The 21,170-nt window shown below is 40.9% G+C and carries 20 protein-coding genes and 1 pseudogene; 16 read left to right on the top strand and 5 right to left on the bottom strand.

Going from position 1 to position 21,170, the window contains the following annotated elements:
- Positions 1–129 (top strand): hypothetical protein, encoded by a 129-nt coding sequence (locus SB658_RS17680; protein WP_003242634.1) that lies wholly within the window; start codon positions 1–3, stop codon positions 127–129.
- 116 nt (positions 130–245) lie between these two features.
- Positions 246–434 (top strand): annotated as a pseudogene (locus SB658_RS17675) (ATP-binding protein); the annotation flags it as partial.
- Here SB658_RS17675 and rocR read toward each other — a convergent pair.
- A complete protein-coding gene (gene rocR, locus SB658_RS17670; RefSeq protein ID WP_003244510.1) occupies positions 416–1,801 on the bottom strand; it encodes an arginine utilization regulatory protein RocR in 1,386 nt (461 codons plus the stop codon). The pseudogene SB658_RS17675 and the gene rocR sit on opposite strands and share 19 nt — an antisense overlap.
- 240 nt (positions 1,802–2,041) lie before the next feature.
- Here rocR and rocD point away from each other — a divergent pair, with 240 nt between their 5' ends.
- The 3 genes from rocD (at position 2,042) to rocF (ending at position 5,837) form a co-directional block, all read left to right on the top strand.
- Positions 2,042–3,247, top strand: coding sequence for an ornithine aminotransferase (rocD, locus tag SB658_RS17665; protein WP_003242970.1), 1,206 nt, complete (start codon positions 2,042–2,044; stop codon positions 3,245–3,247).
- 222 nt (positions 3,248–3,469) lie between these two features.
- Positions 3,470–4,873: an amino acid permease gene (locus tag SB658_RS17660; protein WP_014481465.1), complete on the top strand. Its 1,404-nt coding sequence runs from the start codon at positions 3,470–3,472 to the stop codon at positions 4,871–4,873.
- 73 nt (positions 4,874–4,946) lie between these two features.
- Positions 4,947–5,837 carry an arginase gene (gene rocF / locus SB658_RS17655; RefSeq protein ID WP_003226959.1) on the top strand — a complete coding sequence of 297 codons (891 nt, stop codon included), beginning with the start codon at positions 4,947–4,949 and terminating at the stop codon, positions 5,835–5,837.
- A 235-nt stretch (positions 5,838–6,072) separates the two neighbouring features.
- Here the strand turns inward: rocF and SB658_RS17650 are convergent, their stop codons facing one another.
- Positions 6,073–6,189: a Phr family secreted Rap phosphatase inhibitor gene (locus SB658_RS17650; protein ID WP_003226961.1), complete on the bottom strand. Its 117-nt coding sequence runs from the start codon at positions 6,187–6,189 to the stop codon at positions 6,073–6,075.
- Positions 6,190–7,287: a response regulator aspartate phosphatase RapG gene (rapG, locus tag SB658_RS17645; protein ID WP_046664038.1), complete on the bottom strand. Its 1,098-nt coding sequence runs from the start codon at positions 7,285–7,287 to the stop codon at positions 6,190–6,192.
- A 110-nt stretch (positions 7,288–7,397) separates the two neighbouring features.
- On the opposite strand from rapG, the gene SB658_RS17640 reads away from it, so the two are divergent.
- The 6 genes from SB658_RS17640 to fdhA all read left to right on the top strand — a co-directional run bounded on the left by SB658_RS17640 (position 7,398) and on the right by fdhA (position 11,749).
- Positions 7,398–7,868, top strand: a complete 471-nt coding sequence (locus SB658_RS17640) for a GNAT family N-acetyltransferase (protein ID WP_021481071.1) — start codon at positions 7,398–7,400, stop codon at positions 7,866–7,868.
- Between the two features lie 141 nt (positions 7,869–8,009).
- A complete protein-coding gene (locus tag SB658_RS17635; RefSeq protein WP_003243470.1) occupies positions 8,010–8,747 on the top strand; it encodes a YiiX/YebB-like N1pC/P60 family cysteine hydrolase in 738 nt (245 codons plus the stop codon).
- A 10-nt stretch (positions 8,748–8,757) separates the two neighbouring features.
- On the top strand, positions 8,758–9,921 hold the full coding sequence (locus SB658_RS17630; RefSeq protein WP_003243905.1) for a hypothetical protein: 1,164 nt from the start codon (positions 8,758–8,760) through the stop codon (positions 9,919–9,921).
- A gap of 15 nt (positions 9,922–9,936) precedes the next feature.
- Complete coding sequence (locus SB658_RS17625; protein ID WP_003243630.1) at positions 9,937–10,185, top strand: DUF2651 family protein; 249 nt, start codon at positions 9,937–9,939, stop codon at positions 10,183–10,185.
- Positions 10,186–10,289: 104 nt separating this feature from the next.
- Positions 10,290–10,460 carry a hypothetical protein gene (locus SB658_RS17620; RefSeq protein WP_003244248.1) on the top strand — a complete coding sequence of 57 codons (171 nt, stop codon included), beginning with the start codon at positions 10,290–10,292 and terminating at the stop codon, positions 10,458–10,460.
- Between the two features lie 62 nt (positions 10,461–10,522).
- Positions 10,523–11,749, top strand: a complete 1,227-nt coding sequence (gene fdhA, locus SB658_RS17615; RefSeq protein WP_080287639.1) for a formaldehyde dehydrogenase, glutathione-independent — start codon at positions 10,523–10,525, stop codon at positions 11,747–11,749.
- Between the two features lie 33 nt (positions 11,750–11,782).
- On the opposite strand, the gene SB658_RS17610 is transcribed toward fdhA, so the two are convergent.
- A complete protein-coding gene (locus SB658_RS17610; RefSeq protein ID WP_041850290.1) occupies positions 11,783–12,196 on the bottom strand; it encodes a hypothetical protein in 414 nt (137 codons plus the stop codon).
- 172 nt (positions 12,197–12,368) lie between these two features.
- Between SB658_RS17610 and SB658_RS17605 the strand changes: the two genes are divergently transcribed.
- The 5 genes from SB658_RS17605 (at position 12,369) to SB658_RS17585 (ending at position 18,528) form a co-directional block, all read left to right on the top strand.
- The gene (locus SB658_RS17605) at positions 12,369–12,539 is read left to right on the top strand and encodes a CxxH/CxxC protein (protein WP_003219122.1); all 171 of its coding nucleotides are present in this window, start codon (positions 12,369–12,371) and stop codon (positions 12,537–12,539) included.
- Between the two features lie 80 nt (positions 12,540–12,619).
- A complete protein-coding gene (rlmH, locus tag SB658_RS17600; protein ID WP_144500424.1) occupies positions 12,620–13,099 on the top strand; it encodes a 23S rRNA (pseudouridine(1915)-N(3))-methyltransferase RlmH in 480 nt (159 codons plus the stop codon).
- Positions 13,100–13,575: 476 nt separating this feature from the next.
- Positions 13,576–15,117: a hypothetical protein gene (locus SB658_RS17595; RefSeq protein WP_144500425.1), complete on the top strand. Its 1,542-nt coding sequence runs from the start codon at positions 13,576–13,578 to the stop codon at positions 15,115–15,117.
- On the top strand, positions 15,101–15,685 hold the full coding sequence (locus SB658_RS17590; protein WP_144500426.1) for an ABC-three component system middle component 1: 585 nt from the start codon (positions 15,101–15,103) through the stop codon (positions 15,683–15,685). The genes SB658_RS17595 and SB658_RS17590 overlap by 17 nt, the downstream gene beginning before the upstream one ends.
- Positions 15,679–18,528: an AAA family ATPase gene (locus SB658_RS17585; RefSeq protein WP_144500427.1), complete on the top strand. Its 2,850-nt coding sequence runs from the start codon at positions 15,679–15,681 to the stop codon at positions 18,526–18,528. The genes SB658_RS17590 and SB658_RS17585 overlap by 7 nt, the downstream gene beginning before the upstream one ends.
- Before the next feature lie 670 nt (positions 18,529–19,198).
- Here SB658_RS17585 and fbp read toward each other — a convergent pair.
- Positions 19,199–21,124 carry a fructose-1,6-bisphosphatase gene (gene fbp / locus SB658_RS17580; protein ID WP_044052409.1) on the bottom strand — a complete coding sequence of 642 codons (1,926 nt, stop codon included), beginning with the start codon at positions 21,122–21,124 and terminating at the stop codon, positions 19,199–19,201.
- Positions 21,125–21,170 lie beyond the last annotated feature (46 nt).

Genomic DNA, 21,170 nt, shown 5'->3' with positions numbered 1-21,170 from the left:
TTGCCAGGCTGTTTTGATATGCAAAAAAAACTGAACAGGGGTCACGCCCGTTCAGTTGAAAAAGGATATATCGAATATGAAGAAAAATACAAGATGGATGTTACACGTGAAACAGCAAATGGCAGTTAGCTGCAAATACTTCCGTTATTTGCATGGACTTTAATGGTTTGTACCGTGTGGTTGCTGGCTGTGATACACATAGGTGCCATTTTCTTTCTTCAATGCATAAGAAGTGACGTTTTTTAGTGTTTGACCGGTTTTACAAGGCAGACCCATCCCGCTCCCGGAAATATGGAGGTTCGGGATTAGGCCTTGCCATAACGAAATCGATTATCGACAATCACAATGGGACGATTGAAGTGAAAAGTGAAATCGGCAGAGGCACTGTTTTTCTGATCAGGCTTCCTGCTCCGGATTATTCGTTAGACGAGTGAGAAAATTTCTTCAGCCGATATTGGAGGCTTTGTCTGCTGATGCCAAGCTCCTGAGCAGCTTTCGAGATGTTATGGCCGTGTTTTCTTAACACGTTCTCTATCACATATTTTTCGAAGCTTTCCATTTTTTCTTTTAAGTCCGCGGCTGGCTGGTGTCTTGGTGTTTCCGGCTCTGGGATGTCAGCCGGCTTGATTTTCATGCGGTATTGATAGGGCAGATGGGAAGCCGTAATCGTTTGCTCGTCCGTCATGAAATTCATTGCGCCTTCGATCATATGCTCAAGCTCGCGAATATTTCCCGGCCAGTCATAAGAAAGGAAAAATTGCTTCACGTCATCGCTGATGTGTTCAACATTCATTTGGAACAGATGGTTGTTTTTCTGGATGAACTCCGACGCGAGAAGCAAAATGTCTTCTTTTCGTTCCCGAAGCGGCGGGATGATCAGTGTGACGACACTCAGCCTGTAATACAAGTCCTTCCGCATTCGTTCGCCTGCAATTGCATCAATTGGGTCTTCATTCATCGTGGCAATAATACGTACGTCAATCGGTGTATCCTTTGTTGAACCGATGCGCCTGATTTTCCGTTCTTGAAGGGCGCGCAGCAGCTTCGCCTGAAGGCTGAGATTCAGCGAGTTGATTTCATCTAACAGCAGTGTGCCGCCGTGGGCTTGTTCAAACAGGCCGGGCTGGTCGACAGCGCCGGTAAACGCGCCTTTTTTCGTCCCAAACAAAATGCTTTCCACAAGGCTGTCTGGCAGTGCCGCGCAGTTTTGCGAAATAAACGGGCCGCCAGAACGATCGCTTCCATTATGGATACTTTGCGCGAACAGTTCTTTTCCCGTGCCGGTTTCGCCTGCTAGAAGGACAGATGATGACGTACGGGTTGCCCGCTTGGCGTTTTCGATGACGTCTTGAATGGCCGGACTGGTGCCGAGAATACTGTCAAACGTATAGGTTGTGCTGCCTTTTTTGTTCATATTCTCCCTGATCAGCCGTTCCAGCTTTGTCACATCCTTGGCAATTTCAACGGCGCCCCTGATTTTGCCGTCTTGGACGATGGGATATGTATGATTGATCGTCGTAATTTCCTGGCCTTTATTATTGAAATAGCTCTGTTTGACGTTTTTAATCGTCTTGCCTTCCTGAAGAGCCTGTACCAGTGTGCTGTCCTGCTGCTTTGAAAACATAAACACATCCATCAGGTTTTTATTCAAGACGTCATGCTTCTCCATATCTTCAATCTGCATCATTTTATTGTTATAAACGATTGTGTTTCCATGCTCGTCTACCACGTGCAGGCCAACATCGATTTCATCTAAAATACTCTGAAAAACCAATGTGAGGAATTCGCTGTCTTTGACCACTGTATGAACCTCCCTCAATTATTTTCTTAATATTGCTTCTATTTTATAAAAAAACGGAGAGGATATGCAAAAGAATTTTGCACTTGCTGAAATTTTCGCTCGAAATATCAGAATGTTTTTGCACCTTGTCCTCGAAAATTGTAGAAAACACACGAATTCTTGATTTGGCACAGAACTTGCATTTATATAAAGGGAAAGCAGGATAACATGTTGAAACAGAAAACAAGGGGGAATTCAAATATGACAGCTTTATCTAAATCCAAAGAAATTATTGATCAGACGTCTCATTACGGAGCCAACAATTATCACCCGCTCCCGATTGTTATTTCTGAAGCGCTGGGTGCTTGGGTAAAGGACCCGGAAGGCAATGAATATATGGATATGCTGAGTGCTTACTCTGCGGTAAACCAGGGGCACAGACACCCGAAAATCATTCAGGCATTAAAGGATCAGGCTGATAAAATCACCCTCACGTCACGCGCGTTTCATAACGATCAGCTTGGGCCGTTTTACGAAAAAACAGCTAAACTGACAGGCAAAGAGATGATTCTGCCGATGAATACAGGAGCCGAAGCGGTTGAATCCGCGGTGAAAGCGGCGAGACGCTGGGCGTATGAAGTGAAGGGCGTAGCTGACAATCAAGCGGAAATTATCGCATGTGTCGGGAACTTCCACGGCCGCACGATGCTGGCGGTATCTCTTTCTTCTGAAGAGGAATATAAACGAGGATTCGGCCCGATGCTTCCAGGAATCAAACTCATTCCTTACGGCGATGTGGAAGCGCTTCGACAGGCCATTACGCCGAATACAGCGGCATTCTTGTTTGAACCGATTCAAGGCGAAGCGGGCATTGTGATTCCGCCTGAAGGATTTTTACAGGAAGCGGCGGCGATTTGTAAGGAAGAGAATGTCTTGTTTATTGCGGATGAAATTCAGACGGGTCTCGGACGTACAGGCAAGACGTTTGCCTGTGACTGGGACGGCATTGTTCCGGATATGTATATCTTGGGCAAAGCGCTTGGCGGCGGTGTGTTCCCGATCTCTTGCATTGCGGCGGACCGCGAGATCCTAGGCGTGTTTAACCCTGGCTCACACGGCTCAACATTTGGTGGAAACCCGCTTGCATGTGCAGTGTCTATCGCTTCATTAGAAGTGCTGGAGGATGAAAAGCTGGCGGATCGTTCTCTTGAACTTGGTGAATACTTTAAAAGCGAGCTTGAGAGTATTGACAGCCCTGTCATTAAAGAAGTCCGCGGCAGAGGGCTGTTTATCGGTGTGGAATTGACTGAAGCGGCACGTCCGTATTGTGAGCGTTTGAAGGAAGAGGGACTTTTATGCAAGGAAACGCATGATACAGTCATTCGTTTTGCACCGCCATTAATCATTTCCAAAGAGGACTTGGATTGGGCGATAGAGAAAATTAAGCACGTGCTGCGAAACGCATAAATCCGCACCATGGCGGGATATTCACTTCGTTTGTATAAATTTACAACAGAAAAATCAGCACTCCCTATTTGCTCAGCTACAGTATTTTAGTATAATGTATCTTTATGAGAAGAAGTGAATTTTATATTAAATAGATAGAGACTCTTTGGACAGCAAACTGGGATAGCACCATGCAGATGTTCCAGCTTAGATCCAATACAAGTTGCTGAAGGGGTGCAGAATGTGAATACAAACCAAGATAACGGAAATCAGCTCCAGCGGACAATGAAATCACGCCATTTGTTCATGATTTCATTGGGCGGAGTGATCGGAACCGGTTTCTTCCTTGGAACCGGGTTTACCATTAACCAAGCGGGACCGCTCGGCGCGGTTCTGTCCTATTTAGTGGGCGGCTTTATCATGTTTTTGACCATGCTCTGCTTAGGAGAGCTGGCAGTCGCCTTTCCTGTGTCGGGGTCCTTCCAGACCTATGCCACGAAATTTATCAGCCCGGCCTTCGGGTTTGCGTTCGGCTGGCTGTACTGGCTCGGCTGGGCGGTTACATGCGCCATTGAATTTTTATCAGCGGGGCAGCTGATGCAACGCTGGTTTCCGCATATAGACGTGTGGATCTGGTGTCTGGTCTTTGCGGCACTGATGTTTATTTTAAATGCGATCACCACAAAAGCCTTTGCGGAATCTGAATTCTGGTTCTCAGGCATTAAAATTTTGATTATCCTTTTATTTATTATTCTCGGCGGAGCTGCCATGTTTGGCCTGATTGATCTGAAGGGCGGAGAGCAGGCGCCGTTTTTGACACATTTTTATGAAGACGGGTTATTTCCGAACGGCATAAAGGCAATGCTGATTACGATGATTACTGTGAACTTTGCGTTTCAGGGGACTGAGCTGATCGGGGTTGCAGCCGGAGAAAGTGAAGACCCTGAAAAAACGATTCCGCGGTCCATCAAACAGACAGTATGGAGAACGCTTGTGTTCTTTGTGCTTTCAATCATTGTCATTGCCGGCATGATTCCGTGGAAACAGGCGGGTGTCGTGGAAAGTCCATTTGTTGCCGTATTTGAGCAAATCGGAATCCCATATGCAGCTGATATCATGAACTTTGTTATTTTAATCGCACTGTTATCTGTTGCGAACTCAGGTTTATACGCATCAACACGTATTCTGTACGCGATGGCGAATGAAGGACAAGCCTTCAAAGCGCTTGGCAAAACAAATCAGCGCGGTGTACCGATGTACTCGTTAATCGTAACGATGGCTGTGGCCTGCCTATCACTTCTGACAAAGTTTGCGCAGGCTGAAACCGTATATATGGTACTGTTATCTTTGGCGGGCATGAGCGCGCAGGTCGGCTGGATTACGATCTCGCTTTCCCAAATCATGTTCAGACGCAAATATATCCGTGAGGGCGGGAAGATAGAAGATTTGAAATTTAAAACACCGCTGTACCCGGTGCTTCCGCTGATCGGCCTAACATTAAATACGGTCGTGCTCATCAGTCTTGCATTTGATCCGGAGCAGCGTATCGCGCTGTATTGCGGCGTACCGTTTATGGTCATTTGCTACATCATTTATCATGTCGTCATTAAAAAACGCCAGCAGGCAAATCGTCAGCTAGAGCTTTAAAAACGTTGTCCGCAAGTCATCTTTGTTATAACCCGCATAGGACATTATCTTAAATGTTGAGGTGGAATCACAGATGGATAAAACGATTTCGGTTATTGGAATGCCAATGGATTTAGGACAAGCACGACGCGGAGTGGATATGGGCCCGAGCGCCATCCGGTACGCTCATCTGATCGAGCGGCTGTCGGACATGGGGTATACGGTTGAAGATCTCGGTGACATTCCGATCAACCGCGAAAAAATCAAAAATGACGAGGAACTGAAAAACCTGAATTCCGTTTTGGCGGGAAATGAAAAACTCGCGCAAAAGGTCAACAAAGTCATTGAAGAGAAAAAATTCCCGCTTGTCCTGGGCGGTGACCACAGTATTGCGATCGGCACGCTTGCAGGCACAGCGAAGCATTACGATAATCTCGGCGTCATCTGGTATGACGCGCACGGCGATCTGAATACACTTGAAACTTCACCATCGGGCAATATTCACGGCATGCCGCTCGCGGTCAGCCTCGGCATTGGCCACGAGTCACTGGTTAACCTTGAAGGCTACGCGCCTAAAATCAAACCGGAAAACGTCGTTATCATTGGCGCCCGGTCACTTGATGAAGGGGAGCGCAAGTACATTAAGGAAAGCGGCATGAAGGTGTACACAATGCACGAAATCGACCGTCTTGGCATGACAAAGGTCATTGAAGAAACCCTTGATTATTTATCAGCATGTGATGGCGTCCATCTGAGCCTTGATCTGGACGGACTTGATCCGAACGACGCACCGGGTGTCGGAACCCCTGTCGTCGGCGGCATCAGCTACCGGGAGAGCCATCTGGCTATGGAAATGCTGTATGACGCAGGCATCATTACCTCAGCCGAATTCGTTGAGGTTAACCCGATCCTTGATCACAAAAACAAAACAGGCAAAACAGCAGTAGAGCTCGTAGAATCCCTGTTAGGGAAGAAGCTGCTGTAATAAGAAAACCCCCGCACCCGCGGGGGTTTCAGCGTGTCGACAAACCCTCGCATTCGTTGTCAGGCCTGCGCTTCGGTGCTCACGAATTCCAAACATTCGCTGCGCTCCAATGCTCGTTCTTCCTAGACTTCAAGGGTTTTCAATCACGCTGAAAAGATGAAAGAATCCTAAAACTACAAACCGTTTTAGGATTCTTTCGTTAAATTGAACCCCCGCACCCGCGGGGGTTTTTCATTTATCCAATCATTTTCTCAGCGACTTTCATTTCCTGTGAGTGGGTTTGATGGTCTGCAATAAACCAACCTGATAAAATCACCGCTGCGACGCCTGCGCCAATCAGAAATCTTTTCATTTATATAACCTCCGTTCGTTTAATCAGTTCTTCAATCTGTAATGCTTCATAAAAAAAGTGGGCAGCTTCTTTGTAAAGCTCAAGTTCCCTATACCGTTCGCCAGCCAAAATGGAAAGTTCTCTTACACTGTCATACTCTTTCTCGGACAACAAGTCATCCATATGTTGTTTGCATAAGTGAAACGTTTCCGCATGACCCCCTTCTGCATAAATGGTATATAAAATGTCTATTTTTGCCTCACATATTCTATTCGGCTCAGCAGTCAATTTTTCCTTCACGTCTTGGTAATAAGATAAGGCCTGTTCTTTCTTTTTGATCTTAAACAGTTCTCGTATCAGCAAGTAGGCAGAATGATAATAATAGGCGGAGCGGGCATACTCATCGTTCCGTAGAGCCTCCTCTAATTTCGAAACCGCTTCTTCTGATTTGCCGCTTTGCGCATGAAGAAGGCCGAAGTTATGCAAAAGCTGGGCTTCAAAAAAATGATCCTCTAATTCACTCGTGATCCGAATTGCTTCGTCCAAATAAGCCTCAGCTTCTTCAAACTGGCTCATCTCTGTAAAATTGCCTGACATGGTAATCAGCGCTGAAGCCAGCTTCTTTTTATAATCTGTCTCTTCTCTGAATGTTTTGACTGCTTGCCGTGTATGATTGAGGGATACAATATTTTGTCCAAGCTTATAATAGAGCTTTCCGACCTTCAGGTGAAATTCGGCTTTTTCAATCGGATCGGGAATGTTGTCGAGATACTGCTCTGCATCTTTATACAGCCCAATGGCAATGTCATAATTATTTTTATAGGCCTCATACATGCCTTCAAACAGAAAAAAGTAATATTTCAGCATGTCAGACGTAGCATTCATATGAGAAGGCTCCTCATGCTGAAAGCCCTGTCCTCTCGCCTCGTGAAGCAAAACCTTGTGGCGCAGTTCCAATAAGGAGAAGTAGGCCAGCACCTCCTGATCCTCTTCCATGTCATCCAATAAAGGCTTCACTTCTTCAAATAAACGGGAGGACTCTTCAACTTCATGTTTCTTGATAGCAAGGTACCAATCGTTGAGCATGCTAGCGATTTCTGCGGGTGCGATCTTATTCATGTGAAACTCCTTTCTCTAGTGACTTATCAATCTCAGTTGCTTATTCTGATAGTAACACCTCTTTCTATTTTATGTAAAATCCTCTAGTCAATATATGAAGGAGAGATGATATGACAATTATGCTGAGCCCTATGCAGACAGAAGAATTTCGGTCTTATCTCACGTACACAACAAAGCATTACGCGAAAGAAAAGGTAAAAGCGGGAACATGGCTGCCTGAAGATGCACAGCTTTTGTCTAAGCAGGCGTTTTCTAATCTGCTTCCGAGAGGGCTGGAAACACCCCATCACCATTTGTGGAGCCTCAAGCTGAATGAAAAGGATATCGTTGGCTGGCTCTGGATACATGCTGAACCGGAGCATCCGCAGCAGGAAGCGTTTATTTATGATTTCGGGTTATATGAACCGTATCGGGGAAAGGGCTACGCAAAGCAAGCATTGGCGGCATTAGATCAAGCGGCACGCAGTATGGGAATCCGCAAGCTGTCCCTTCATGTCTTTGCCCATAATCAGACGGCTCGAAAGCTATATGAGCAAACCGGATTTCAAGAAACAGACGTAGTGATGAGCAAGAAGCTTTAACGAAAAGGGCCTGATAAAGGCCTTTTTCTGTAAACGATTTCTAAAAATTCTGTAAATAACCTAGTTACTTTCCTTATTTTCCTAATATAATGTGGGTGAGGAAATTACCTTTCCTACACTCACAAGAAAAGAGGAGATGTAATGAAGTTGAAGAAACGAGTGTCGATGTTTTTGGTAGCGCTCACAATGTGCGGCGGCCTGTTTGTTACTCCCGCCAAAGCCGTAAAGACCACAAATTATGCTGAAGAAATCGCCGCACTGCAGCCAGGCACGACACCGGAAGAAATCATGAAATCTGCCAGCCAGATTGCCAAACAGCAGCACGTAAAGCAGGACGTTATCCTAAAACAGTTCTATAAGGAGATCACGGCTGATAAAGCAGAGGGGGACCGGCTCGCCAAGGAAAGCGGCATGTCTATCATGGGCGGCTCGTCCGGCACGAAAAAACTCCCGACAAGCGCGAAAGGCAATATCTATTACACGAACTCCTACACAGCCTACTACAATCACGGCCATGTCGGCATGTACTCCGCCGCTGACAAAATTGTTGAATCTGTCCCGAGCGACGGCGTCAGGCAGATCGCGTATAATGCCAGAGACGTGGAAGACAACTCCATTGTGCAAACCGTCAGCGTATCCTCATCTCAAAAAACAGCTGCTGCCGACTGGGCGGTATCAAAAGTCGGCGACCCATACTCATTTAACTTCGTCAATAACAGAAATACCGGCCATGACGGCGCCAAAAACTGTTCAAAGCTCCTATGGTCTGCCTTTTTGCTGAAAGCAGGGATTGATATAGACAGCAACGGAGGCTTAGGCGTGTATCCGCGCGACATCACTAGTTCTTCTTATACGACAACCATTATGACCATTTACTAAGGAGAAGGCTATGAAAAAGTGGATGATTACCATCGCCATGCTGATTCTCGCAGGAATCGCACTATTTGTCTTCATTTCTCCTCTCAAAAGCCATAAAACCGTGAGTCAGCAGGATCTCAGAAATCCCGATTTCCTGGATGACAAAGAAGTCCTGCTGTATTTCTCATCCTCTGCGGATCAAGATGCATTTGGCGGCGGGAAGAGCTACGCCCTGTTTATCAGCCATGACGGGACGCTGTCTTCCTTTCAGATGAAGGGCCTTGAGCTGGGCTCAGCAAAGGTTCACGGTGACAGCGTGATGCTGGAGGACAAAAACACGATTTATACGATCAAAAACGGCCTGCGCTCCCATAAAAGAACCTATCAGCACACAGGCGACAGCGCGGGCTTTCTGCAAAACACGGACGGCTTTTACACCTTATACAACTCCGGCTACGACAAAAAGGGAGACGGATACCGCTCAGAGCTGTACCGCCAAATGGACGGAGAGTGGAAAAAAGACGTCATCCCCTACTACATCCGAGCCTCCGGTTTCCATGATGGCGCCATTTACGCACTCGTCCCGACAGATGACGGAAAAGGCTATCAGCTCCTTCAGATTCAAGCAGATCAGAAGAAGCTTACCTATCTCAGCATAACGGAATGGCAGTACCGGGAAGGAGCCTCAGTCGAATCCCAACTTGCCGTGGACGACCAAGCTGTGTATGTTATGGTTCGCGGCCAAAAAGCCCACGATCTCTATCAAATGGTCAAGATCAACAAAAAAAGCGGCGAAGTAGAGCTGCACGATATCGCCGAATACAAAAACGACGAACAAACGATATACAGCTCCATGCCCTTCAGCTTTAAAAACAGCTTTTTCCCTTATGACGGGAACCTGTATTTCATTGACGGCTTCGGAAAGGTACACAAAATCGATGCCAAGACAGGAAAAACAAGCATCGTCTTCACCCTTTCCCCGGACAAAATGAAAGCCGAATTCAAAGAAATCACCCAAAAAGGCAGCAGCCTCTATTTCTTCACATACACGTATCACAAGCCTGCCTACATTGAACAGTACAGCCTGAAAACCGGAAAGAAAATGAAAGAAAAAGAGATTGGGAAGGTAAAGGATGTCGTGACGCCGAAGAGTCATTTGAAGCTGTATGATGTTGAGGTGATGAAGAGGTTTTAAGGCAAGGAGGGTAGTATGGGAGCCATCGCCGTTTTATTTATCGTTTTTGGTTTTCCGATCGTCGCAGGTGTATTTGGTATAGCGGGTCATTTTTTATTTAAAAGATTTTGGGTGGCACCGCTCATCGTTCTTATCACGAGCTTGATATTGTTAGTTACGTTAGCTTCGGGGAATAGCTCATTCATATTTTGGGTTGTTATGTATACGGCAATTGCGTTAGTAACGAGTGTTGCCACATTATTTCTCAGGAAATTTTTTGAGTGATCTCTGTTTATGAAGAGACTGGTGTGAAGTCTCTTTTTTTGTTGAACCGAAGTTTGCAGAGGATTTTGGGTATGGTTTAGAAACGAATCCAAAGGAGGAATTACATGCAGACAAATCGGGTTATTCTTCTGGCAGTTATGATCTGCCTGGTTTCGGCCATTACTGTGTTCTTGTTAAATGGATGTAAAGTCGACTTCTTAGACATCGGCGGAACCATTATTGGATGCTTTCTTGGCATATTTGTTGTTGTAAGAATACAGAAAAAACAGTCGTGAAAAAGGGAAAGAGTCATGCCGAACCGAAGTCATGTTCAAGGACGGAGAGTCCAAACACATGAATGGGAGGAATGGCGTTGACAGGAAACAAAGCGGTTGTGTACAAAGGCAAAGGGACTGTAGCGGTGGAGGATATCGGTTATCCGGAGTTAATCTTGAGGGACGGGCCCGGCGTCCCGAAGGCGAATGTGAATCGAAAATGTGAGCATGGGGTTATTCTCAAAGTCATTACAACCAACATTTGCGGAAGCGACCAGCATATGGTCAGAGGCCGCACAACGGCGCCTGAAGGCTTGGTGCTCGGACATGAAATCACCGGAGAAGTCATTGAAACGGGGCGTGATGTCGAATTTATCAAAAAGGGCGATATCGTATCCGTTCCTTTCAATATTGCCTGCGGACGCTGTGTGATGTGCAAAACGCAGAAAACGCATGTGTGCCTGAATGTCAATCCGGACCGTCCGGGATCGGCTTACGGCTACGTCGATATGGGCGGCTGGGTCGGCGGCCAGTCTGAATATGTCATGGTGCCATACGCTGATTTTCAGCTTTTGGTATTCCCTGAGAAAGAACAGGCGTTAGAAAAGATTCTCGATTTGACCATGCTGTCGGACATATTCCCGACCGGCTTCCACGGAGCTTACACAGCGGGCGTGCAAACAGGTTCAACCGTTTATATCGCGGGAGCGGGGCCTGTCGGCTTAGCAGCCGCTCACTCCGCTCAGCTCCTAGGCGCCTCCACCGTGATTGTCGGCGATCTGAACGAAGACAGACTGGCACAGGCGAGAAGCTTCGGCTGTGAAACGGTCAACGTACAAAAACACGACCGCCTCGGCGAGCAAATTGAACAAATACTAGGTGAACCAACCGTTGATGCTGCAGTGGACTGTGTCGGCTTTGAAGCATCTGGGCACGGCAATCAAGGAGAAGCGCCAGCCGCCGTGCTGAACTCAATCATGGACGTCACCCAGGTCGGAGGCAGCCTTGGCATTCCAGGCTTATACGTGACCGAAGATCCCGGTGCAAAGGATGCGGACGCCAAAACAGGCTCATTAAAAATCCGCTTCGGACTCGGCTGGGCCAAAGCCCACACCTTCGTCACCGGACAAACGCCCGCCATGACATACAATCGCAATTTGATGAAAGCGATTCTGAGCGGCAGAGCGCAAATCGCAAAAGCCGTCAACGCCACCGTCATTTCTCTGGACGACGCGCCAAAAGGCTACAGCGACTTCGACAAAGGCGCAGCCAAAAAATTCGTCATCGACCCGCATGGGACATTGAAGTAAAAGAAAAAGCCGGACGTTCTCAGAACGCCGGCTTTATTGCTGGTAATCTGTTTCTTCAAAGCGGTTTCCCGTTTCATCCTGTACGATGAATTCCCCTGCGATTTTGTCCAGTCCAATCAAAATATAAGGGTTTTTCTCATTTACCGTAGGAGCTGTGTTTCGTTTCACAGTTACAATCGTTTCTTTAGGTGAGAATTTGACGTCTGACACCTCAAGCTTCTTATCTTTCTCGCTGCTTCCGAGAGACACAATAACCATCTTTCTCCCTTCTGAAATGGTGAAGACTTGATATCCTTTCACGTCATCATGCATTTGGAGATAAGTAGCGTATATTTCTAAGTCTGGACTGCCTTCACCGATTCGATCCTTCTCCAACACCCAATAAGACGGCTTACACCCAACAAGCAGCAATATGATCACAAAAAGCCAAACCCATCTAAAGCGCAAATGCACATCGGTTACATCCAAACTAACACACGAGCGAAATAGAGTCATCAACAGCTTGTTTGTCGAATTGTGGATAAAACTCAGCCCGAAGCACTACTAACATGTGAATAAATAGGTTATATTGAGAAGAGAACATTTGTAAAAATGGAAGAAAACATCGGAGGATTTGAACATGAAACAAGCGTATTATTCTTGTGAAGAACACATCGAAACGGTGCTGGATATGTACATAGACGACCACGAGCTGCCGCCCGAAATCAGAAAAATCGAACATACTAACAGTTTATCCACAGCCTGTGAATTATGTGGAGACCCCGCAGTATATATAGTGGGGAACGAATGATCTTACACAAAATACAGAAAAGATATCCACAATTGTGGACAACATATATGAATAACTTGTTTTTAAAGTGGGGATGACCTGTGAATATCAATATTGTGACAATCGGAAAACTAAAAGAAAAATACCTCAAGCAAGGCATTGAAGAATACACCAAACGACTTTCGGCCTACGCAAAAATCGACATCATCGAACTCCCGGACGAAAAAGCGCCGGAAAACCTAAGCGACCAGGACATGAAAATCATAAAAGACAAAGAAGGCGACCGCATCCTATCAAAAATCAGCCCCGACGCCCACGTCATCGCCCTCGCCATCGAAGGAAAAATGAAAACATCCGAAGAACTAGCCGATACAATAGATAAGCTGGCTACATATGGAAAAAGCAAAGTCACCTTCGTCATCGGCGGATCACTCGGACTGAGCGGCGCAGTGATGAAGCGAGCGGATGAAAAGCTGTCATTCTCGAAAATGACGTTTCCTCATCAGTTGATGCGTCTTATTCTGGTGGAGCAGATTTATCGGGCTTTTCGGATTAATCGTGGGGAGCCTTATCATAAGTGATGGTAAATAAGAAATTTGAATTTACAATCCAGATAGAAAAAATAGAGGAAAATTAAAAAACATTCAAATAAAATATATTCCAAAAGAGATAGGACAAATGCCCTTCCTCTTTTTTTGATTTAATTATAAGAAATCGATTCTAGCTAAAATAACAATATATAAGCAAGTATTTATAGGTATGTAATGACTAACACTTTTAATAGAAAGTTAACGAACCTTAACAAATCATTTTAAGTTCAACGATTTTATTAGGATTTTATATTTAATTTTTGTTAATAAAATAAATTACCAAATAAACATTTTATTAATGATAAAATGGAATTGAAAAGACCTTTTATGCCAAATTGTAGATTTAGTTTTAGATATAATTAGAGGCATACGGGGATTTTGCTTTATATAAGAAGCAAGATATTTGTTGAATATTTGCTTGAAAATAGCTAAGGGTTTTACATAAATCAAAATAAGGGAGTTTTAAAATGGCAAATACAGATGTTCCAGCTAGTCTAGCAGGCTACTTTTATCAATTATTACTTGCTTGTAAAGAGTTAGTTATATTAATAAATAATCATGAGGATATAAGTAATTATGTTGCTATTGAAAAAGGATCAGATATAAAGATATTTTCGAAAAATGACGTTTGTATAGAAGCAAAGTTTTATAGTGATACTTATTTCACTAGGAATCATAAGTCTATTAAACATACAATTTACAATTTCTATAATGACTATCAAAATCAATTAAAAAAAGGAAGCAGTCCTAACGAATATATTTATAGGACAAATGTACCAGTGTCAAGTGTGGACAAACAATTTTTTGATTTATGGAAAAATAAAAATATAACCCAATATGATGATTATATTAATTTTGTTAAAGAGAGTATTTTAGGTGATTCAATCAAAAGAAAACCTTATAGTGATGCTTTTAATGAATATAAGAAAAGGGCAAGTGTGCAACCAAATAAAAAAGGAGAAGTATCTTTTTCTATTTACTATAATGCCTTACAAGAAGACATTAAGGATGGAAAAGAAAATTATTCTGATTTTGCTGATGTTTTAACTGACAAAGAAATTATTAAGTTTATTGATACTATAAAATTTGAATTTGGAACAAAGAGTGTTTCAAAACTTTATTCTATAAATGAAATTTACAATGATATAAACGTTGAGCTTAAAAAGCATGATTCAACACTAGGAGATGAAGACTGTGTAAGAATTAGGAATTGGTTTATTGAAAGATTTTTTGAAACTATCTCGGATTCTATAAATAATGGTATATCAGTGAAGGATGCTTTACAAGAAGTTACGAATCATAAGAATCTTAAAATAAAATATTTAGAAAATGAAAACTTTATCGAGTTTAAACAGGCAATAGATGAGAGTATAAAAAGTTTTGGATTAAGAATAGAAAGAGCTAACCATAAAGAAGAGTTGGACAATCTTTCAAATATCCTTATCAAGTTTAAAGAGAAATTTTGTAATGAGATTGAAAAGCAGTCAGTGAAAGAAGTTGCAAGTCGGTATGTTCTAGGTTCCTATGCTCGATCTCCTCATCTAATTATGGACATGTTAAAGGCAATGAGTGTGGTTGTAAATTTTAGCGGGGATGAAATTAAAATAAACCTAGATATTAATAACTTACAGGGAATCAATAATATTGCATTAAATAATTCAATGCAATTTACTCTTAAAGGAACAGAAAACAGTGACTTAAATCAATTTGCGGATATTCTAATTATGGAATTTATTAAAGATACTCAACATAAATTTCTAAGTAAAGTGGATGGCGAAGAAACTGTTGTCTTTGCAACAAAAAGTAAACCTTGTAAGTTTGCTAAAGAAGGTTTAAATAATTTAATTATTGATAATGCCCAAGTTTTCAATAATGTAATGTATCAACAATTATTTATGTCAATGGAATACAGATGTACAGAATGCTTAGAATTTGGTGAATGTGTAGAGGATACTAAAGCGTCTGTTCAACGCTTTTTATTGGGAGGATGTCATGGAGGAACTCTTTAATACCTTAAAAATAAATTACAATTTAGTAAAACTAAATGATGATTGTACATGTTATCTAACTAATGCAAATAAAGATAAAATTATAATGTGTGTTGAAGTTAATTCAATTGAAGAACTCACAAATATTACAAACTTCATCCCTCAAAACAACAAGAAAATTGCAGAAATTCTAGATCGTGAAAGAGATAAACAAATAGTAGATAATAGAATACCTATCTCCAGATTTTTGTGGGATATGTATTTGGTAGGCTTTCACAAAATTACTGAAACAGGCTCCTTTGACCCTGTTAAGGTTTCTGATATACAAAGAGATCGTTTTGTAGCCCGCAAAATTGTAATAGAATATACAACACATGAAGAATTAATTGAGAAATTTAGGAAGACCATTTTTCCACATACAGAACTAGACATGTGTTTAGAAAAAATTGAAAAAGTTAATAGTGAGATAATTTCAGAGATAATTAAAGATGTAAACATTAACGAGAAACAACATATAGAAAGTGTAGATATTTTTGATTTTCTAGATGAAATTGCTAAAGCATTAGAAAAGGGTGATTCTAATTGTTGATTAAAACAGTTAAAATAAAGAATTTTCGTGGATATGGAATCAATTCTGATGATGAAGAGGGCTTTTATGTTTTTGATTATTTAGACAGTAACTTTGTTTTACTTAGTGGTTACAATGGTTTTGGAAAAACATCTTTTTTTGAAGCGATTGAATGGTGTTTAACCGATAAAATTAGGCGATTAGAAAAGTTTGAGGATACATACCACGTAAATGTTCTCAAAAGAGCCCAATACCTTAAATTTCATAACAGTGTAGATAAAAAAGAAAGAAAAATAGAGGTTGAGATTATTTTCGATAATAATATAAAAATCTCTAGAACAAGTTATAGTACATCTCACTTTGCAGGTAATGGAGATAATTATGATTCCGAATTGAGGATTTTTAATGGGAATGATCAAATTAAAGATGCTACTAATGCAACAATTTTTAAGTTATTGATACCGGATATTGAAGATTTAATATCTAAAATTAGTGAAGTTGAAAGTAAAAAAGAAATTAGAGAATTAGAAGCAAAATATGCAAATACTTTTTTAAATACAAATATGTTAACCCAAGAAAATTTAAGTTTTTTTCTGAGGTCTACTGATCCAAATAAACGAAGAAGTATGTTTATGAAATTGTTAAATTTAAGTGATATTGATTCTTTATATAGTAGAACAAGTTCAATGCGAAGAGGAAGAGGTTTTTCAAATAAAAAAAGAGAAATAAATGATAAGTTAGTTGCGGTTTCTGAGTTTTTAGAAGGGATTAGCAACTTCTTTAAATTAAATAACTTGGGTAGTATCGAAGAGTATATATTAAGAATTAATAACATATTTGAGAACTTTTTTAAATTCATTACCGAAAACGAGATTAAAGTCGAGTCTTTTGATAAATTGTTTTCATTATTGCCGGTGACATTAACAAATTATGAAGAAATAATGATTGCAACCGAAAATAATAAAGATATGGTTGTTAAGAGTATTGATAAATTTCAAAAAAACTTTTCAGAATTAAGCTTTATAAATGAAGAAATAAACAAACTTTTGTTACTTAAAACAGGCCTAGATATTCAAAATAAAATAGAACAAAGCCAGTTATTAAAAGATGTTGATTACTCGTATCTACTAAATGAAGAGAAAGAACTTAATGGAAAATTAGATAGTATAAACAACAGAAGAGAAATCAATACAGAGAGAATAAATCAACTTTCAAACTTCCTAATCGACTTTTCTCACTATGTGAGGACAATAGATGATGATAGCCTACAGATCGAGGAAAACTTATGGCAGTTGCTTTTATATTTAAAAGAAACAGTTATTAAGTTTGACCACTTTTTAAGTGAGACACTTCCCGAGAATGTCAGCCCTAAAAAAATTAATCCTGAAGAAGTTGAGGGTATCTATAAATTAAGAATAAAATATGAGGATTTAGTTAAACAACTCGAGGATTTAGAAAGAGAAATAGACATTTTAGGTACTGAGTATAGTACTAAATCTACCATCAATGAACAAAACTTAGGTATGTTACAACATGTAAGGAAATTTATAGTGGAAAATAGTAAAGAAATTACAGAGTGTCCCGTATGTTTAAATTCAAGCTTTGAAAGTAAACCAAGCGATGAATCAACGGCCAGTCATATTTTATCTATAATTAACAGCTCAATAGCGTCAGGTAATGATGAATTAAGGGAATTATCACAACGTATTACAAGCTTAATGTTGTTACGTACAAAGATATATGAATCAATTGAGAGTGATTTTATTTCGGTTATAAGAGAAAAATTACAAAAAATATCAAATATATATACACAGAATTACGAAATAGTAAATCGACATTTAACAGCAATAAATACTGAACTTGAATTAGAAGAGGATAGCTTGAAAAAGCAAACAGCAATCATAATTGAAGGTAAGAACAGATATGAAGAATGCTATAAAGCAGTATTTAAAACTGAGCATGTCTCAGATACAATTGCACTGGAAGATTTAACGAGTCAATTAGATAAGATTAGTGAAGAAAAAGAAACTTGGTATAAAAATAATAAAGAAACGTTGGGATTCAGTGTTATTCCTAATAGAGAAGAAATTGAGCAAAAAGTAGTATTTATTCAACAAAGAGATGGAATTGTACAGTATTATCCAGACAACTTAGAAACCTTACTAAATGAAATCAATCAGATAAATAGTATTATAAATTTATACAAAAAGTCATTGGAGTATTTAGAAGAGGTAATAGAAATCAAGCTAAATAATAATTACTTATCTAAATTGCAAAAGTATAACGAATTTAAATTAGAAGAGAAGGAACTTACTAGCTCTCTAGAACAAATTGAAAAGTACGAGGAGTCATTAAAAAAATTACATGAAAATCTCACTGAGGCACAGAAGAAAGCTGTCGAAAATCAATTGAGTAATCATCCAATAATTACATGGATATATGAATCAATAAACCCTCATCCTTTTTATAATAAGTTAGTTATTACAAGTGAAGAAAACGGAACTAACTTTAAAAATGGGGATTCAAGTATTAATTTGGACCAGATATTTAGTTCTGCCCAACTAAATATACTAGCTCTAAGTATATTCTTAGGATTAGGACTATCACAAGAATACAGTAGTATTAAACAGCTATTTCTAGATGACCCAATACAGAGCATGGACGATGTGAATATTTTAGCTTTCATTGATGTATTACGAGCTATACTTGATTCAAATAGTAAACATAAAAAGATTATATTATCCACTCACGATGATAACTTTGCAAAGTTACTATCGATTAAAATGAGAAATCGGTCTTTTGTAGAATATAAGTTTAGTAGTTATGGAATTGAAGGTCCGATTATTGATATAATTACTAATTAGTTCATATGCATTTTAATCTTAAAAACATATTAGACTTAAGAATCAAAAGCTCATGAAGGTACAACTTTCATGAGTTTTTTTAATAATATTTTTTATTATCTAAATATGAATTATTAAGATAAGGCGAAAGTGAATATACAGGTGGATTCTGGAAAGACAAGCGATAGCATCACTTGTTTTTATGCCTAACAATTTAAATTTAAAAAAGAAGTAATTTTCTATTGAGTAATTTGTACAGACAAACAACATACGATATCAGTTGCAATGCACTTTTATTCCTTGCTCTATAATTAATTTTCGTTTGTATTCTCGTTGTTAAATGAAGTATTTAGGAGGAATATAAGGACATTAAGGAGAATGATGCTTCATCCCATTGAGTTAACGATAGCATAGTCAAGGAGAACCGTACCATAAGTAAGGTGTATCTTATTGTCTGGAACGGATAATGGATGTGAAAATCATCTTAATTGTTTCAAGATATACCCTGTGTATAAGTGGAAAAATCGAGGATTTGTTGACTTCCTGTAAAATCAAATTAAATTGAATTGATATATTTAACGTACTAGTAATAGGCAGATGACCAAACCTTGTTAGCGATTTGCAGTGTAAAAAGAGATGTTGAATAACCATAAAAAGAGCCCAGAGAAAGTAATCTCTGGACCCATTCCCCTCACTTCATATACCGATACTCCCGCAAACTCTCTAAAATCGCAACTTCCTGCAACAGTTCCTCACCAACATTCGTTTCCTTCACTTTCTTCCGCTCAAGCTCTTTGTCCACTAAGCGTTTCACGGTTAAGACATCGGTTCCGGTGCTTAGGACTTCTGCCTTGGAGTTGAAGTGTTTATGGGCGACGAGCTGCATGCCGTAGGAGTTATATAGCAGCGTGTAGCCTGCGATGCCTGTTGTGGATTGGTAGGCTTTGGAGAAGCCGCCGTCGATGACGATCATTTTTCCGTTTGCTTTGATTGGGTCTTCTCCTTCGATTTCTTTTACAGGTGTATGGCCGTTAATGATATGGCCATGATCTGGATTGAGGCCGAATTCTGCCAGGATGTTTCGGCAGGTTGCCTCGTCTTCGCGTAAATAATAATACGGGTTTTTCTTTTCTTTATGCGTTTCCTTCTCTTTGATGAAATAGCGCTCAAATGTCGTCATGGCGCGTTTTCCGAAGAGGGAGGAGTATTCGCCTGTCCATAAATACCAAGCCATATCTGTCGCCAGGTCATCGGTTTCTTCCGGGTGGGCAAAGGCTTCCCGCAAGAATCGTTCAAATACATCGAGCAGCTCACGGCCCGCATACGGTTTATCCTCAATCATCATCGTTTCCATATTTCCGTTTTCATCAACTGGAATACAACCGTGAATCAACAGGTTGCCGTTATATTTTAAATAAAGGCTGCCTTTTTTCATCATAAAATTCATATGGCGGCCCAGCTTTTCGGAATGCTGGACAGAGAATAGAAGCTTGTCTATGACTTCTGCTTCTTCTTCTAATAGCTGATCTGGCTGCTCCGGATTAATCGTCGCAAAGCAGGTGTTTTCCAGTTGATATGTTTTTCCGTTCAGCGTGATTTCATTTTTGTCATAGTCTATTTTCTCTAATAACAGCCGCTCTTCCATATTAAAGTTCGGCCGTCTCTTGATAATCGGGCTCTCAAGCTTGAATTGGATCATCGCAATCGCTTGATGAATTTTGGTGATTTGCTTAATCTCATCCTCTGGCCTGTTGTCATCTGCTTTTGGACGGAACGCTGGATTATCGTCATAATATTTTTCGGCCAGGTTCAATAACGGTCTCAGGTTGATGCCGTACACGTCTTCAATAATATCCAGGTTGTCGTAGCGGGCACAGATGCGGATAATATTGGCCAGGCACACTTTGGAACCGGAATAGGCGCCGATCCAAAGGACATCGTGATTTCCCCACTGAATATCGACAGAATGATAGTTGATCAGTTCTTCCATAATCCTATCCGGCTGCGGTCCGCGGTCGTAAATATCGCCTACCACATGCAGATGGTCGACCACCAGCCGCTGAACGCTGTAAGCAAGGCCGGTGATCAGCTTATCGGCTTGGCCAAGCTCAATGATCTGATCAATGATTTCGGAGTAATATTGCTCCTTGTTGCCAGCTTGTTCTGTTTTGTATAACAGCTCCTCCGTAATATAAGCAAACTGGGCAGGCAGTGCTTTGCGCAGTTTGGAGCGGGTATACTTGGAGGAGCAATAAGAAACGAGCTTAATCATTCGGTTAATGGTTTCTTTATACCACTCGTTTAATGCTGCTTTCGCATCAAAGTCATGTTTGATCAACTTCAGTTTGTCTTCCGGATAATAGACCAATGCCGCTAATTCATCGATTTCTCTATCGTAAATGACACCGCTGAAGATGTCGCGTATCTTCTCTTTGACTCGTCCTGAACCATTACGCAGCACGTGCTGGAATGCCTGATACTCCCCGTGCAAATCACTGACAAAATGCTCAGTGCCCTTTGGCAGGTTCAATATCGCTTTCAAATTAATGATTTCTGTTACCACTTTTTCTTCACAATCGTATTTTTGCGCGAGTAGATCTAGGTACTTGCTTTCCAAAACCGTCCATCCCCTTTTTAGAATAAACCCCTCTTTATGAGCATGT

Source organism: Bacillus sp. SIMBA_008 (genome assembly GCF_046535495.1).
GTDB lineage: Bacteria > Bacillota > Bacilli > Bacillales > Bacillaceae > Bacillus > Bacillus subtilis.
This window is presented reverse-complemented; position numbering and strand designations above follow the sequence as displayed.